We start from the raw sequence: 15,943 nt of genomic DNA on the forward strand, positions 1-15,943 counted from the left end.
TTTACTCCTCGTGCTCCCCGGCCGACGGCTCCGTGCCCTCGGCCACCTCGGCCGTGGCGCCGCTCCCTGCAGCGTCCTCGGTCACATCGGCACCTTCAGTACCTTCGACGCCGTCGACCTCTTCGGCCTCGGCGCCGGCCTCGGCATTACGAGCGATCCCGACCACGGCATCGCGCTTGCCCAGGTTGATCAGTTGGACGCCCATGGTGTCACGGCCCGTCTCCCTGACCTCGTTGACCCGCGTACGGATCACACCACCGGACAGCGTGATGGCGAGGATCTCATCGGTCTCCTCCACCACCAGCGCACCGACGAGCGAGCCACGGTCCTCCACGATCTTGGCGGCCTTGATACCGAGGCCACCACGACCCTGGACGCGGTACTCGTCCACAGCGGTCCGCTTCGCGTACCCGCCGTCCGTCGCGGTGAACACGAACGTACCGGGCCGGACCACATTCATCGAGAGCAGTTCGTCTCCCTCACGGAAACTCATGCCCTTGACGCCCGAGGTCGCGCGGCCCATCGGACGCAGTGCCTCGTCGGTGGCGGTGAAGCGGATCGACTGCGCCTTCTTGCTGATGAGCAGCAGATCGTCCTCCGCCGACACCAGCTCGGCGCCGATCAGCTCGTCGGGGCGGCCGTCCTCCATCTCCCGGAGGTTGATCGCGATGACACCACCCGAGCGCGGCGAATCGTAGTCCTTCAGCGGCGTCTTCTTCACCAGACCGGCCTTGGTGGCGAGCACCAGGTACGGCACGGCGTCGTAGTCGCGGATCGCGAGGATCTCGGCGATCTGCTCGTCCGGCTGGAAGGCCAGCAGGTTGGCGACGTGCTGACCACGGGCGTCCCGGCCGGCGTCCGGCAGCTCGTACGCCTTGGCCCGGTACACCCGGCCCTTGTTGGTGAAGAACAGCAGCCAGTGGTGGGTCGTCGACACGAAGAAGTGGTCGACGATGTCGTCTTCCTTCAGCTTCGTGCCGCGGACGCCCTTGCCGCCGCGCTTCTGCGAGCGGTAGTCGTCCGTCTTCGTCCGCTTCACATAGCCGCCGCGCGTGATCGTGACGACGATGTCCTCCTCGGCGATCAGGTCCTCCATGGACATGTCGCCGTCGAAGGGCACCAGCTTGGAGCGGCGGTCGTCACCGAACTTCTCGACGAGCGCGGCGAGTTCCTCGCTGACGATCCGGCGCTGGCGCTCCTCGGAGGCCAGGATCTCGTTGTACTCGTTGATCTTCGCCTGGAGCTCGTCGTGCTCGGCGACGATCTTCTGGCGCTCCAGTGCGGCGAGCCGGCGCAGCTGCATCTCGAGGATGGCGTTGGCCTGGATCTCGTCGATCTGCAGCAGGCCCATCAGGCCCTCGCGCGCGACCTCGACGGTGTCGCTGCGCCGGATCAGCGCGATGACCTCGTCGATGGCGTCCAGCGCCTTGAGCAGACCGCGCAGGATGTGCGCCCGCTCCTCCGCCTTGCGCAGTCGGAACTTCGTGCGCCGGACGATGACCTCGATCTGGTGCGTCACCCAGTGGCGGATGAACGCGTCCAGGGAGAGCGTGCGCGGCACACCGTCGACCAGCGCCAGCATGTTGGCGCCGAAGTTCGTCTGCAGGTCGGTGTGCTTGTAGAGGTTGTTCAGGACGACCTTGGCGACCGCGTCCCGCTTGAGCACGATGACCAGGCGCTGGCCGGTGCGGGAGCTCGTCTCGTCGCGGACGTCGGCGATGCCGCCGATCTTGCCGTCCTTGACGAGGTCGGCGATCTTCTGCGCGAGGTTGTCCGGGTTGACCTGGTACGGAAGCTCCGTGACCACCAGGCACTGGCGGTTCTGGATCTCCTCGACCTCGACCACCGCGCGCATCGTGATGGAGCCGCGGCCGGTGCGGTACGCCTCCTCGATGCCCTTGCGGCCGACGACGAGGGCGCCGGTCGGGAAGTCGGGGCCCTTGATGCGCTCGATCAGCGCGTCCAGGAGCTCCTCGTGGGTGGCCTCGGGGTGCTCCAGCGCCCACTGGGCACCGGCCGCGACCTCGCGCAGGTTGTGCGGCGGGATGTTGGTCGCCATGCCGACCGCGATACCGGCCGAGCCGTTGACCAGCAGGTTCGGGAAGCGCGCCGGCAGGACCGTCGGCTCCTGGTTACGGCCGTCGTAGTTGTCCGTGAAGTCGACGGTCTCCTCGTCGATGTCCCGGAGCATCTCCATGGACAGCGGCGCCATCTTGCACTCGGTGTACCGCATGGCGGCCGCCGGGTCGTTGCCCGGGGAGCCGAAGTTGCCGTTGGAGTCCACCAGCGGCATCCGCATCGACCACGGCTGGGCCAGGCGCACCAGGGCGTCGTAGATGGAGGAGTCGCCGTGCGGGTGGTACGTACCCATGACGTCACCGACGACGCGGGCGCACTTGTAGAAGCCCTTCTCGGGCCGGTACCCGCCGTCGTACATCGCGTACAGCACACGGCGGTGGACGGGCTTGAGACCGTCCCGCACGTCGGGCAGCGCACGCGACACGATGACGGACATCGCGTAGTCGAGGTACGAACGCTGCATCTCGGTCTCGAGCCCGACGGGCTCGATCCGCAGCTGCGGGCCCTCTTCTTCGGGCGTCTCGGTCGTGATGTTCTCGTCGGCCATTGCTGGTCGTCAGTCCTTTCGTACGGTCAGCTGAGACCGACTCAGATGTCGAGGAAACGAACGTCCTTGGCGTTGCGCTGGATGAAGGAGCGTCGCGCCTCGACGTCCTCACCCATCAGCACCGAGAACAGGTCGTCGGCCTGCGCCGCGTCGTCCAGGGTCACCTGGCCGAGGACACGGTGGTCCACGTCCATGGTGGTGACACGCAGCTCCTCGGCGTTCATCTCGCCGAGACCCTTGAAGCGCTGGATCGAGTCTTCCTTGATCCGCTTGCCGTTCTGCTTGCCCAGCTCGACCAGCGCGTCGCGCTCACGGTCCGAGTACGCGTACTCGAAGTCGTCCCGGCCCCACTTGATCTTGTAGAGCGGCGGACGGGAGAGGTAGACGTGTCCGGCCTCGACCAGCGGACGCATGAAGCGGAAGAGGAACGTCAGGAGCAGCGTGTTGATGTGCTGGCCGTCGACGTCGGCGTCCGCCATCAGGATGATCTTGTGATAGCGGAGCTTCTCGATGTCGAAGTCCTCGTGGACTCCGGTGCCGAAGGCCGAGATCAGCGCCTGGACCTCGGTGTTCTGCAGGATCTTGTCGATCCGGGCCTTCTCGACGTTCAGGATCTTTCCGCGAATCGGCAGGATCGCCTGGTACATCGGGTTACGGCCCGACTTCGCCGAACCACCGGCGGAGTCACCCTCGACGATGAAGATCTCGCACTTGGTCGGGTCGTTCGACTGGCAGTCGCTCAGCTTGCCGGGCAGGGACGCCGACTCCAGCAGGCCCTTGCGACGGGTCAGGTCCCGGGCCTTGCGGGCCGCCACGCGCGCGGTGGCCGCCTGGATCGACTTGCGGATGATGTCCGCGGCCTCGTTGGGGTTGCGGTCGAACCAGTCGTTGAGGTGCTCGTGGACGATCTTCTGGACGAAGGTCTTGGCCTCCGTGTTGCCCAGCTTGGTCTTGGTCTGGCCCTCGAACTGCGGCTCGCCGAGCTTGACCGAGATGATCGCCGTCAGACCCTCGCGGATGTCCTCACCCGTGAGGTTGTCGTCCTTGTCGCGCAGCAGCTTCTTGTCGCGGGCGTAACGGTTGACCAGACCCGTGAGCGCGGCGCGGAAGCCCTCTTCGTGCGTACCGCCCTCGTGGGTGTGGATCGTGTTCGCGAAGGAGTACACACCCTCGGTGTACTGCGAGTTCCACTGCATCGCGATCTCGACCGAGAGCATCCGCTCGTTGTCCTCGGCCTCGACCGAGATGACCGTGGGGTGGATGAGCTCGCCCTTGCGGCTGTTGAGGTACTTGACGAAGTCGACGATGCCGCCTTCGTAGAAGTACTTCACCGTGCGGGCCGGCTGCTCCTCGGCCTTCTCGGCGGACGCGTCGGCGTCGTCGGCGCCCATGGTGGCCTTGGCCGATTCGCGCTCGTCGGTGAGCGTGATCGTCAGGCCCTTGTTGAGGAACGCCATCTCCTGGAAACGGCGCGACAGCGTCTCGAAGGAGTAGTCGGTCGTCTCGAAGACGTCCGGGTCGGCCCAGAACGTCACGGTCGTGCCGGAGTCCTCGACCTCCTCGTGCTTGGCGAGGGGGGCGGTCGGCACGCCCTGCTTGTACTCCTGGGTCCAGCGGTAGCCGTCACGCTTGATCTCGACCGAGACCTTGGTCGACAGCGCGTTCACGACGGACACACCGACACCGTGCAGACCGCCGGAGACGGCGTAGCCGCCGCCACCGAACTTGCCGCCGGCGTGCAGCACGGTCAGGACGACCTCGACGGCCGGCTTCTTCTCGACGGGGTGGATGTCGACGGGGATACCGCGACCGTTGTCCACGACCCGGACGCCGCCGTCGGCGAGGATCGTGACGTCGATGGTGTCCGCGTGCCCGGCCAGCGCCTCGTCGACGGAGTTGTCGACGACCTCCTGCACCATGTGGTGGAGGCCGCGCTCACCGGTCGAGCCGATGTACATGCCGGGGCGCTTGCGGACCGCGTCCAGACCCTCGAGGACGGTGATCGCGCTGGCGTCGTACGACGAGGCGCCCTGGGGTGTGACCTCGCCGATCTCGCCGGCAGCAGTGGACGGAATGTTCTCGTTGGGGTTGCCGGAATCGGCCACGAAGCGCCCTTTCTGGCACAGCACAAGCCGTCTCTCCGGGCGTGCGGGAGCGGCTGCGTCGTTCGACATGTTCCGCAGTGGGCGGGATTACTTACCAGTGTACCGGTGGCGCTGACACTCATGGGGGTTTGCCGGTACCTGAGTCCGCATGTGCCGCCCTGAACCGGCGCCGAACGACTCCCCATATCCGGGAAGGGGCTCCAAGAGGCTCACACCGGCACTCAGCGCTTCCACCTGTCAACCTCCAGCGACGGTGACGGCCGCCTCACCATTCCCTCCCGAAACCCCCGCATCCAGGCGTGCCCCACGGGGCCGGTGCCGGGCCCCGTGGGACGCCCGTCCGCCTCGTGCCGAGAGGTGCGTGGCCGTGCACCGGCAGGGGCACGCCCGGGGGGGGGCGGCCGTGCGCGAGGGGGCCCGACGGGCGGGCGCCTCGACGCGTGGGGCGGGGCTCCGCACCGGGTCGCCCGAGGGGGGCCGAGGGAGGGCGGCGGCCCGGGGGGCGGGCGCCTCCATGCACGAGGCGGCCCGAGGGGCAGGGCCGAACCCGGGAAGCGCGCGTGCGGCGTGGCGGAGGTCCGGCTCAGGGACGGGCCCTTGTCCCGGCAGGCCACGAGATGCCGGACGGAGGTTCCGCGAAGGACGGGGGCCGAGCGCCCGGGGGGCAACCGGGAGCCTTGGCGGAGCCCCGCGTCAGCCGTAGGTGTCGCCCGGTCCCGTGCTGCCCGGGGCCCGCAGAGGGCCGTATCCGCGGCGGGGGCCACCCGGGCCCAGGACCTTGATCATGCGCACCGTCCCGTGCCCGAGGTCCTCGTTCAGCCGCGCCACCAGCCGCGGCGCGAGCAGCCGCAGCTGCGTCGCCCACACGGTCGAGTCGCACTGCACCGTGAGCACCCGCTCCTCCGGGTCCTCGTCGTACCGGAGCGGAACACAGTGCTTCGCGAGGTCCTCGCCCACGATCTGCGGCCATCGGCCCATCACGCCGCCCACCGCCGCGGGCGTCTCCCACCCGCGTTCGGTGATCAGCCGGTTGATCGCGGCGCCGAGCGCCATCGGGTCACGCCCGTCCGCGCGGGCGCCCGAGCGCAGCCCGCCGCCCCGCCTGGCCTGCTTCTTCTGCTGCGCGGCGGCGCCCCGCGCCTTCGCCTGTTCCTTGGCCGCGCGCAGCGCGACCCGCGCGAGGTCGACGCCCGACGGCTCGGGTACGCGTTCGTCCGTCACAGCCGCTCCACCGTCCCCTCCGACACGGCGTATCGCGCACCGGCCAGCACGCCCGGGACGTCGTCGTCGACCGCCGCCGTCACCAGTACCTGCTCGCCCGGGGCCACCAGTTCGGCCAGCCGCTCCCGGCGCCGGGCGTCCAGTTCGGCGAAGACGTCGTCGAGCACGAGCACCGGCTCGTTGCCCTCGCTGCGCAGCAGGTCGTACGAGGCGAGCCGCAGCGCCAGCGCGTACGACCAGGACTCGCCGTGGCTGGCGTACCCCTTCGCGGGCAGCTCACCGAGCTTGAGGACCAGGTCGTCACGGTGGGGGCCGACCAGCGTGACGCCCCGCTCGATCTCCTGCTTGCGTACGTCGCCGAGTGCGGCGAGCAGGTGCCCGTACAGCTCCTCGCGGGTGTGGGACCCGTCCGGGACCGGCCCCCGGTACTCCAGCGAGACCGGCCCGCCCCCCGGGGCCAGCTGTTCGTACGCCTTGTCGGACAGTGGCTGCAGCGTCGCCACCAGGTCCAGCCGCTGAGCCAGCAGCTCCGCGCCCGCCCGCGCGAGATGCTGGTCCCACACGTCCAGCGTGGACAAGTCCATGGACCGCCCGCCGTGCCGGCGCGCCATCGCCGCGGACTTCAGCAGGGTGTTGCGCTGCCTGAGCACCCGGTCGTAGTCCGACCGGACCCCCGCCATCCGCGGCGAGCGCGCGGTGATCAGCTCGTCGAGGAACCGCCGCCGCTCGCCGGGGTCACCCTTCACCAGGGCCAGATCCTCCGGCGCGAACAGCACGGTCCGCACGATCCCCAGCACGTCACGCGGCCTGACCTGCGAGGACCGGTTGATGCGGGCCCGGTTCGCCCGCCCGGGGTTCAGTTCGAGCTCGATCAGCTGGGAGCGCTCGCCCTGGGTGACGGCCGCCCGGATGATCGCCCGTTCGGCCCCCATCCGTACCAGGGGCGCGTCGGAGGAGACCCGGTGGCTGCCGAGCGTCGCGAGATAGCCGACCGCCTCGACGAGGTTGGTCTTGCCCTGTCCGTTCGCCCCCACGAAAGCGGTGACGCCCGGGTCGAGCGGGACCTCGACCCGGGCGTACGAGCGGAAGTCGGCCAGCGACAGATGCGTGACGTGCATGGTGTGCGCCGACCTTCCCCCGGCTGCTGTGCACCACCGTGCACAGCCTGTGGATCTACTTCTTGGACTCGACCGCGTGGCCGCCGAACTGGTTGCGCAGCGCGGCGATCATCTTCATCTGCGGGGAGTCGTCCTGCCGGGACGCGAACCGCGCGAACAGCGACGCGGTGATCGCGGGCAGCGGTACCGCGTTGTCGATGGCGGCTTCCACAGTCCACCGGCCTTCGCCGGAGTCCTGTGCATAACCGCGCAGCTCGTCCAGGTGCTCGTCCTGGTCCAGAGCGTTGACCGCCAGGTCCAGCAGCCAGGAACGGATGACCGTGCCCTCCTGCCAGGAGCGGAAGACCTCGCGCACATCGGTGACGGAGTCGACCTTCTCCAGCAGCTCCCAGCCCTCGGCGTAGGCCTGCATCATGGCGTACTCGATGCCGTTGTGGACCATCTTCGCGAAGTGTCCGGCGCCCACCTTGCCCGCGTGGACGGAGCCGAACTCACCCTCCGGCTTCAGCGCGTCGAAGATCGGCTGGACCTTCGCCACGTGTTCGGCGTCGCCGCCGTACATCAGCGCGTAGCCGTTCTCCAGGCCCCAGACACCACCGGAGACGCCGCAGTCGACGAAGCCGATGCCCTTCTCGCGCAGCTCGGCGGCGTGCTTCTCGTCGTCGGTCCAGCGGGAGTTGCCGCCGTCGACGACGATGTCGCCGGGGGAGAGCAGTTCGGCGAGCTCGTCGATCGTGGACTGGGTGGCGGCCCCGGCCGGGACCATGACCCACACCACGCGCGGGCCCTTGAGCTTGCCCACAAGCTCCTCGAGGCTGTGGACATCGGCGAGGTCCGGGTTGCGGTCGTATCCGATGACGGTGTGACCAGCGCGGCGGATGCGCTCGCGCATATTGCCGCCCATCTTGCCGAGACCGACGAGACCGAGCTCCATCAGAGATTCCTCAATCGTTGTGTGCCGAGAGTTCGTACCCGCGTCCGAGCCTACGCCCGGACACGGGTGCACACCTGTGGGGTCAGCCGCTCATCAGCCGCTCAGTCGCACCGGCATGATCAGGTACTTGTAGGCCTCGTCCGCCTCGGCGTCGACGGCCGGCTTGCCGCTCAGCAGGGCCGGCTTCGTCGAGGTGGTGAAGGACAGCTGGGCGACCGGCGAGTCGATCGCGCTCAGGCCGTCGAGCAGGAACGTCGGGTTGAAGGCGATCGAGATGTCGTCGCCCTCCAGCTGCGCGTCCACACGCTCCACAGCCTGTGCGTCGTCGCTGGAGCCGGCCTCCAGGATCAGGACGCCCTGCTCGAAGCTCAGCCGCACCGGGGTGTTCCGCTCGGCCACCAGCGCCACACGCTTCACGGCCTCGACGAACGGTGCCGTCTCGATCACCGCGACGGAGTTGAACTCCGTGGGGAAAAGTGTCCGGTACTTCGGGAGGTCACCTTCGAGCAGACGGGTGGTCGTGCGCCGGCCCGCGCCCTCGAAACCGATCAGGCCCTCGCCCGCGCCGGAGCCCGACAGCGCCAGCGTGACCGTGTCGCCGCTCGTCAGCGCCTTGGCGGTGTCCAGCAGCGTCTTGGCGGGGACCAGGGCGACCGCGGAGGCGTCCGGGGACTCCGGCTTCCACAGGAACTCGCGGACCGCGAAGCGGTACCGGTCGGTGGACGCCAGGGTGACGGTGTCGCCCTCGATCTCGATGCGGACACCGGTCAGCACCGGCAGCGTGTCGTCGCGGCCGGCGGCGATGGCGACCTGCGCGGCGGCGGAGGCGAAGACCTCGCCGGGGACGGTGCCGGTCGCGGTCGGCATCTGCGGCAGCGCCGGGTACTCCTCCACAGGCAGTGTGTGGAGGGTGAAGCGGGAGGAGCCGCAGACCACGGTCGCCCGTACACCGTCGGTGGAAATCTCCACCGGGCGGTTGGGAAGGGCGCGGCAGATGTCGGCCAGGAGGCGGCCGGACACGAGGACGGTGCCGTCCTCCTCCACCTCGGCCTCGACCGAGACCCGTGCGGAGACCTCGTAGTCGAAGCTGGAGAAGCTGAGCGCGCCGTCCTCGGCCTTCAGAAGAAGGCCCGCGAGTACGGGCGCGGGCGGACGGGCCGGGAGGCTGCGGGCCACCCAGGCCACCGCCTCCGCGAGTACATCGCGCTCCACCCGGATCTTCACCGGAACCGCCTCCTGCTGTTGCTGGCTCTTCGTCGACTGCGGGGACCAGTCTGACGCACGCCGCCGACAGTCGGTGCGGCTCGGGGTCAAGTCGGGGAAACGGGTGCCGGGCGCTCCGGCATCGAGTTGTGCACAGGCCCCGCTTCGAAGCGAATTCCCCGGTAACTCTTAGTGGGAGTAGTAGTAGGGCCTGTGGAAACCGTGGATAACGTCGTCCACGCAGGTCACAGCGCATTTTTTGTCCACTGCCCCTGTGGGCGGGACCCGTGGACAACCACCCCTGTCTGTGGACGCGCGAAAGTTCTGCACACCCGATGCACAGCCCACAGGGACTTCTCCCCAGTCCTGTCCCCAGCTTTACCCAGCTTCCCCACAGCCCAACCGACCACGTTGGTGTGACGGCTTTCACTCGGCGCGGTGAGCCCGGGCGTTTCGTTGCCGAACAGTGGACAGCGGTGTGGAGAAGCTGTGGACCGCCGGCCTCTGCCTGTGGGCCGCCAGTGGACAACCTTGATCGGCGCCTGTGGACGAATTTTGTGTCCACAGGCTGTGGAGCGCGCTTGGCCACAAATCCACAAGCGTCTGACCTGCGAAGATCGCTACGTCCCCGGTCTGCCTGTGGATGCGGTCTGGACAACTTCACAGTCCCCAGGCTGTGGATCGAAGATCGTCTCCAAATCTGTGGAGAAGCCTTCCACCCCGCCGAGTATTCGAACACCGTGGTCGGTGTGCCTGTCGGTCCGCGTCCGTCCCGGGCGCTCCTTCTCGCTCCACTGCGGTTTCGGCGCGCGCTCTCCTCGGGACGGCACCGGTGCGTCGGGGGGGTGCACCGAGCGGTGCGTCGGGTGGTGCGTCGGGTGGTGCGTCGGGTGGTGCGTCGAGGGGTGCACCGGGTGTGGACAAAGCCGAAGGGCGCCCCGGGAGCCTGTCCCAGGCGCCCTTCGGCGTCGTTCTGCGGCCGGCGTGTGCGGCGGGCCGGGGTCCGTCGGCGTGTGAGGCGGGCCCGGGTGCGGGTGGGCGCGCGACCGTGCGGTGGTCCCACCCGTGCCCCGCGGCCTGCGTCAGCCGTTCTTGATGCGGTTCGTGAGCTCGGTGACCTGGTTGTAGATCGAGCGGCGCTCGGCCATCAGCGCCCGGATCTTGCGGTCCGCGTGCATCACCGTCGTGTGGTCGCGTCCGCCGAACTGTGCGCCGATCTTCGGCAGCGACAGATCGGTCAGCTCCCGGCACAGGTACATCGCGATCTGGCGGGCCGTCACCAGCACACGGCTGCGCGACGATCCGCACAGGTCCTCCACCGTCAGCCCGAAGTAGTCGGCGGTGGCGGCCATGATGGCGCCGGCCGTGATCTCGGGGGCCGCGTCCTCGCCGCCCGGGATCAGGTCCTTGAGGACGCCCTCGGTGAGAACGAGGTCGACCGGCTGCCGGTTGAGACTGGCGAACGCCGTCACCCGGATCAGCGCGCCCTCCAGCTCACGGATGTTCCGCGAGATCCGGGAGGCGATGAACTCCAGCACCTCCGGCGGGGCGTTGAGCTGCTCCTGCACCGCCTTCTTGCGCAGGATCGCGATGCGCGTCTCCAGCTCCGGCGGCTGGACGTCGGTCGTCAGACCCCACTCGAAGCGGTTGCGGAGCCGGTCCTCCAGGGTCATCAGCTGCTTGGGCGGCCGGTCCGAGGACAGCACGATCTGCTTGTTGGCGTTGTGGAGCGTATTGAAGGTGTGGAAGAACTCCTCCTGCGTCGACTCCTTGCTCGCCAGGAACTGGATGTCGTCGACGAGCAGGATGTCCACGTCGCGATAGCGCTTGCGGAAGGTGTCGCCCTTGCCGTCGCGGATCGAGTTGATGAACTCGTTGGTGAACTCCTCCGAGCTCACGTACCGCACACGCGTACCCGGGTAGAGGCTCCGCGCGTAGTGTCCGATCGCGTGCAGCAGATGGGTCTTGCCGAGCCCCGACTCCCCGTAGATGAACAAGGGGTTGTAGGCCTTCGCGGGCGCTTCGGCGACCGCCACGGCGGCCGCGTGCGCGAACCGGTTCGACGAGCCGATGACGAAGGTGTCGAAGAGGTACTTGGGGTTCAGCCGGGCGTGCGGCTCCTTCGGGCCACCGGCCCCGGCCGCCGCCCCGGCACCCGTTCCGGCGCCGGGTGAGGTGCCCGTCGGCGCGCCGCCGCCGACGCCCCCCGGCCCGCCGGGCATGCCCGGACCGCCGTGCCGGTGATGGCCCTGATCGGGCATGTCCCGCCGCTCGGGACGCGGCTGCTCGTACGAGGTGTGCTCGGGCGCCTGCGGGCCGCGGTAGTCGTGGTGCGGCTGCTGCGGGCGGGCCGTCGCGTAGGGGTCGCGCTCCTGGAACCCGCCGAGCCGCGGCTGCTGCCAGGACAGGTCCTCCTGGGTGCGCGGCCAGGCGCCCGGCTCCGGGCGCTGCTGCTGGTACTCGGGATAGGCGGGACGCGCGGTCGGCAGCCCGTCGTCGGGCAGACCGCGGTGTCCGTAGCCGTCGTAGGCGTCGCTCTGCCGGCTGTCGTCGTAGCGCGGCTGCTGCGGCTGCTGGACCGGGGGCGCCTGCGGGGCGGGCGGTTCGCCGGCGGAGTCGTCGACCGTGATCGCGATCCGGATGGGGCGGCCGCACTCGCGGCTGAGGGTCTCGCTGATCAGCGGGGCGAGCCGACCCTCCAGGACCCGCTTGCCCCACTCATTGGGGACCGCGAGCAGCGCGGTGTCGGCGACCAGGGCCAACGGCTGGCAGCGCTCGATCCACTGCTTGTCCTTCGGCTCGATGGCCTGCTGGCCTTCACCGAGGAGCTGTTCCAGCACTCGTGGCCACACTGCGGCAAGATCGGCAGGTACGTCAGCCACAAGGCACGCTCTCTCACAGGTCCCACGAATGTGTGGTTCTCGGGACGGGACGGGAAGGACAGGCAAGGACACAACGGATAAGAATCCGAGTTCAGCCACGGTAGTCGGGGCGACTCGCGTGGTTCAAGTTGTTGTCCACAGCCTGTGCATAGTGGGCCCCGGTGCGGGGCTGGTTTGACCGGATGGCGTAGCCGCGCGTACCGTAACCAGGTCGAGTTGTCGATGGCTGCTGCCGCCTGCCTCCGATGGGCAAAGATCACGATAAGTGATCGTGTAGCGGTGCACTCGGGCGTATTGCGAGCTACTCGTGGGCGCACGGTGACAGCCAGGCGATGTCCCGCCACCACCCGATTCTTTCTGGAGCCCCCGAGTGAGCAAGCGCACCTTCCAGCCGAACAACCGTCGTCGCGCGAAGACCCACGGTTTCCGTCTGCGCATGCGTACCCGTGCCGGCCGCGCGATCCTCGCGTCCCGCCGCAGCAAGGGTCGCGCCCGCCTGTCCGCCTGATCGCGTACAGGTCGTGACGTGCTGCCTACCGAGAATCGGCTGAGGCGGCGCGAGGACTTCGCGACCGCGGTACGCCGAGGACGCCGGGCCGGCCGCCCACTCCTCGTCGTCCATCTACGAAGCGGTGCAACGGACCCGCACGCGCCTGGGGAGAGCGCTCCCCCGACGCGTGCGGGTTTCGTCGTCAGCAAGGCCGTGGGCGGTGCGGTCGTACGTAACCAGGTCAAGCGCCGACTGCGTCACCTGATACGAGATCGGCTGCCTTCGCTGCCCCCCGGTAGCCTGGTGGTAGTACGGGCGCTGCCCGGAGCGGGCGACGCCGATCACGCACAGCTGGCCCGAGACCTGGATGCCGCCCTTCAGCGGTTGCTGGGAGGGGGCGCGCGATGAAGTACCCGCTGCTGGCTCTGATCAAGCTGTACCAGTGGACGATCAGCCCGCTGCTCGGCCCCGTCTGCCGGTACTACCCGTCGTGTTCCCACTATGGATTTACGGCCATCGACCGGCACGGCGCGGTGAAGGGCACAGCTCTGACCGCCTGGCGCATCCTGCGGTGCAATCCGTGGTCGCCGGGCGGTGTGGACCATGTCCCTCCACGCAAGCGTCCTCGCTGGCACGAATTGCTGCGCGACGCACTGCGCGGTGGCAAGGGCGGGAACTCCGCCGAGAAGAGCCCGGCCGCAGAGACCTCGCCCAATGCTCAAGGAGCCTGATTAGTGGACACGATTGCCAGTCTGTTCAGCTTCATCACCACACCTGTCTCGTGGATCATCGTCCAGTTCCACTCGCTGTACGGGGCGATCTTCGGCCCTGACACGGGCTGGGCCTGGGGTCTCTCCATCGTGTCCCTGGTGGTGCTCATCCGGATCTGCCTGATCCCGCTCTTCGTGAAGCAGATCAAGTCGACCCGGAACATGCAGGCGCTCCAGCCGAAGATGAAGGCGATTCAGGAGCGGTACAAGAACGACCGACAGCGTCAGTCCGAAGAGATGATGAAGCTGTACAAGGACACGGGTACCAACCCGCTGTCCTCGTGCCTTCCCATCCTGGCGCAGTCCCCGTTCTTCTTCGCGCTCTACCACGTCCTCAGCAAGATCGCTTCGGGCGAGGAGATCGGCGTCCTCAACAAGAGCCTGGTCGACAGCGCTCGTGAGGCCCACATCTTCGGCGCGCCGATCGCCGCGAAGTTCATGGACGACCCCGCCAAGGTCGAGGCGCTCAACGCTTCGCTGACGGACGTCCGCATCGTCACCGCGGTCATGATCGTCCTGATGTCGGCGTCGCAGTTCTTCACCCAGCGCCAGCTGATGATGAAGAACGTCGACCTGACCGTGAAGACCCCGTACATGCAGCAGCAGAAGATGCTCATGTACATCTTCCCGGTGATCTTCGCCGTGATGGGTATCAACTTCCCCGTCGGTGTCCTCGTCTACTGGCTGACCACCAACGTGTGGACCATGGGCCAGCAGATGTACGTGATCAACCAGAACCCGACGCCGGGCAGCAAGGCCCAGGACCACTACCTGCAGCGTCTGGTGAAGAGCGTCACCTCGCACGGTCAGGTGCGTGGCCGCCGTCGTCGCGCCGTCGTCCAGGCGATCGTCGCCAAGGGACCGGACCGCAACGACAACGAGCGCAAGTTCGTCAGCGCCCTCGCCAAGGCCGGCTTCTCCGCCCAGGCCGACGGCACTGTCGACAAGGTCGACCCGGCCGTCGCCGAGGCCGAGAGCAGCGCCGCCGCCCGCCGCCAGCAGCCCAAGCGCCAGACCAAGGCCAAGCGCCAGGCCGGCGGTACCCAGCCGGGGTCCCCCAAGACCTCCCTGGAGAAGAACGCGGCCGAGCCGCAGGTCGCCAAGACGAAGCAGCCGGCCAAGCCCGCCGGTGGCTCCGCCCGTCAAGCCAAGTCCGGACAGCGCAAGGGCCAGCAGCGGCCCAAGCACCCGTCGTCCAAGAAGTAAGAAGGAGTCCATCCGTGACGGAAGGCACCACCTCCGCCGCCGAGGGTGGCGACACCCTGACCCGCCTGGAGCAGGAGGGCGAGATCGCGGCTGACTACCTCGAGGGTCTGCTCGACATCGCCGATCTCGACGGCGACATCGACATGGACGTCGAGGCGGATCGCGCGGCGGTCTCGATCATCAGTGACTCCGGCAGCCGTGACCTGCAGAAGCTCGTGGGCCGCGACGGCGAGGTGCTCGAGGCGCTTCAGGAGCTGACGCGTCTGGCCGTGCACCGCGAGACCGGGGACCGCAGCCGGCTGATGCTGGACATCGCGGGCTTCCGGGCCAAGAAGCGCACCGAGCTCGCCGAGCTGGGGGCGAAGGCCGCGGACGAGGTCAAGAACACCGGTGAGCCGGTGAAGCTCAAGCCGATGACTCCGTTCGAGCGCAAGGTCGTGCACGACGCGGTGGCCGCGGCCGGTCTGCGCAGCGAGTCCGAGGGCGAGGAGCCGCAGCGCTTCGTCGTCGTGCTCCCTGCCTGACCCCCATCGTTGTGTCGGCCCCGTCTGTTCGCAGGCGGGGCCGATCTTTGTCAGCCTGATAGTCACTGATAGCCAGCACACTGATAGCCAACACACAGTGCGGCCCAGCGGTACGGAAGGACGGTCCCCGTGACGGAGGCAGAAGAGCTTCCCCAGGCGCCCGATGAGGCGCGGACGGTATTCGGCGAGTTCTTCCCGGAGGCCGTCCGGTATGCGGAGCTGCTCGCGGACGCGGGGGTCAAGCGCGGGCTGATCGGCCCCCGGGAGGTGCCGCGGTTGTGGGAGCGGCACCTGCTGAACTGTGCCGTGCTGTCCGAGGTCGTTCCCGAGGGTGTCTCGGTCTGCGACGTCGGCTCCGGCGCCGGCCTGCCGGGCATCCCCCTCGCTCTGGTCCGCCCTGATCTGAAGATCACCCTTCTTGAGCCGCTGCTTCGCCGTACGAACTTCCTGCAGGAAGTCGTGGAGCTGCTGGGGCTGGATCATGTGACCGTGGTCCGGGGGCGTGCGGAGGAAGTCCTCGGCAAGCTGCCGCCCGTCCATGTCGTCACTGCCCGGGCGGTAGCACCGCTGGACCGTCTGGCCGGCTGGGGAGTGCCCCTGCTGCGGCCCTACGGAGAAATGCTCGCGCTCAAGGGCGACACCGCCGAGGAGGAGATCCAGGGAGCCCGTGCCGCGCTGAGCAAGCTGGGCGTCATCGCCACCTCGGTGCTGCACGTCGGTGAGGGCATCGTCGACCCGATGTCCACGGTGGTGCGGGTGGAAGTCGGGGAGAGCCCCGGTGGGGTCAGGTTCGCTGCCAAGCGCGCCAAGGCTGCCCGGCCGTCACGCCGCCGTCGCTGACTCTGAGGTTGATCCTCATACGTA

The 15,943-nt window shown here is 68.6% G+C and carries 13 protein-coding genes; 6 read left to right on the forward strand and 7 right to left on the reverse strand.

What is annotated here, in order from left to right; all coding sequences use genetic code 11:
- Position 1: 1 nt before the first annotated feature.
- The 7 genes from gyrA to dnaA form a co-directional block, all read right to left on the reverse strand.
- Positions 2-2,626, reverse strand: coding sequence for a DNA gyrase subunit A (gene gyrA, locus ACY34K_RS08990; RefSeq protein WP_462745595.1), 2,625 nt, complete (start codon positions 2,624-2,626; stop codon positions 2-4).
- 41 nt (positions 2,627-2,667) lie between these two features.
- Positions 2,668-4,755, reverse strand: coding sequence for a DNA topoisomerase (ATP-hydrolyzing) subunit B (gene gyrB / locus ACY34K_RS08995; protein WP_462745842.1), 2,088 nt, complete (start codon positions 4,753-4,755; stop codon positions 2,668-2,670).
- Positions 4,756-5,424: 669 nt separating this feature from the next.
- Complete coding sequence (locus tag ACY34K_RS09000; protein ID WP_462745843.1) at positions 5,425-5,985, reverse strand: DciA family protein; 561 nt, start codon at positions 5,983-5,985, stop codon at positions 5,425-5,427.
- Positions 5,949-7,070, reverse strand: a complete 1,122-nt coding sequence (gene recF / locus ACY34K_RS09005) for a DNA replication/repair protein RecF (protein ID WP_462745596.1) — start codon at positions 7,068-7,070, stop codon at positions 5,949-5,951. Before recF ends, ACY34K_RS09000 begins: the two co-directional genes overlap by 37 nt.
- 55 nt (positions 7,071-7,125) lie before the next feature.
- A complete protein-coding gene (gene gnd, locus ACY34K_RS09010; RefSeq protein ID WP_462745597.1) occupies positions 7,126-8,004 on the reverse strand; it encodes a phosphogluconate dehydrogenase (NAD(+)-dependent, decarboxylating) in 879 nt (292 codons plus the stop codon).
- A 93-nt stretch (positions 8,005-8,097) separates the two neighbouring features.
- Positions 8,098-9,228 (reverse strand): DNA polymerase III subunit beta, encoded by a 1,131-nt coding sequence (gene dnaN / locus ACY34K_RS09015; protein WP_384929709.1) that lies wholly within the window; start codon positions 9,226-9,228, stop codon positions 8,098-8,100.
- Positions 9,229-10,289: 1,061 nt separating this feature from the next.
- Positions 10,290-12,089 (reverse strand): chromosomal replication initiator protein DnaA, encoded by a 1,800-nt coding sequence (dnaA, locus tag ACY34K_RS09020; RefSeq protein ID WP_462745598.1) that lies wholly within the window; start codon positions 12,087-12,089, stop codon positions 10,290-10,292.
- Between the two features lie 370 nt (positions 12,090-12,459).
- Here dnaA and rpmH point away from each other — a divergent pair, with 370 nt between their 5' ends.
- From rpmH to rsmG, 6 genes are all read left to right on the forward strand, one after another.
- Complete coding sequence (rpmH, locus tag ACY34K_RS09025) at positions 12,460-12,597, forward strand: 50S ribosomal protein L34 (RefSeq protein ID WP_003956500.1); 138 nt, start codon at positions 12,460-12,462, stop codon at positions 12,595-12,597.
- 18 nt (positions 12,598-12,615) lie between these two features.
- Positions 12,616-12,987: a ribonuclease P protein component gene (gene rnpA, locus ACY34K_RS09030; protein ID WP_462745599.1), complete on the forward strand. Its 372-nt coding sequence runs from the start codon at positions 12,616-12,618 to the stop codon at positions 12,985-12,987.
- Positions 12,984-13,310 (forward strand): membrane protein insertion efficiency factor YidD, encoded by a 327-nt coding sequence (yidD, locus tag ACY34K_RS09035; protein WP_462745601.1) that lies wholly within the window; start codon positions 12,984-12,986, stop codon positions 13,308-13,310. Before rnpA ends, yidD begins: the two co-directional genes overlap by 4 nt.
- 3 nt (positions 13,311-13,313) lie before the next feature.
- Positions 13,314-14,555, forward strand: a complete 1,242-nt coding sequence (yidC, locus tag ACY34K_RS09040; protein ID WP_462745602.1) for a membrane protein insertase YidC — start codon at positions 13,314-13,316, stop codon at positions 14,553-14,555.
- A 14-nt stretch (positions 14,556-14,569) separates the two neighbouring features.
- Entirely contained in the window at positions 14,570-15,079 is a 510-nt protein-coding gene (locus tag ACY34K_RS09045) for a Jag family protein (RefSeq protein ID WP_462745603.1), read from the forward strand.
- Between the two features lie 129 nt (positions 15,080-15,208).
- A complete protein-coding gene (gene rsmG, locus ACY34K_RS09050; protein ID WP_462745604.1) occupies positions 15,209-15,919 on the forward strand; it encodes a 16S rRNA (guanine(527)-N(7))-methyltransferase RsmG in 711 nt (236 codons plus the stop codon).
- Positions 15,920-15,943 lie beyond the last annotated feature (24 nt).

It is taken from the genome of Streptomyces sp. STAM6 (assembly GCF_054963715.1).

What these genes read in the sequence shown, in the direction of transcription:
- gyrA (WP_462745595.1), bottom strand. Translation starts at nt 2,626, where the DNA reads ATGGCCGACGAGAACATCACGACCGAGACGCCCGAAGAAGAGGGCCCG.
- recF (WP_462745596.1), bottom strand. Translation starts at nt 7,070, where the DNA reads ATGCACGTCACGCATCTGTCGCTGGCCGACTTCCGCTCGTACGCCCGG.
- gnd (WP_462745597.1), bottom strand. Translation starts at nt 8,004, where the DNA reads ATGGAGCTCGGTCTCGTCGGTCTCGGCAAGATGGGCGGCAATATGCGC.
- yidD (WP_462745601.1), top strand. Translation starts at nt 12,984, where the DNA reads ATGAAGTACCCGCTGCTGGCTCTGATCAAGCTGTACCAGTGGACGATC.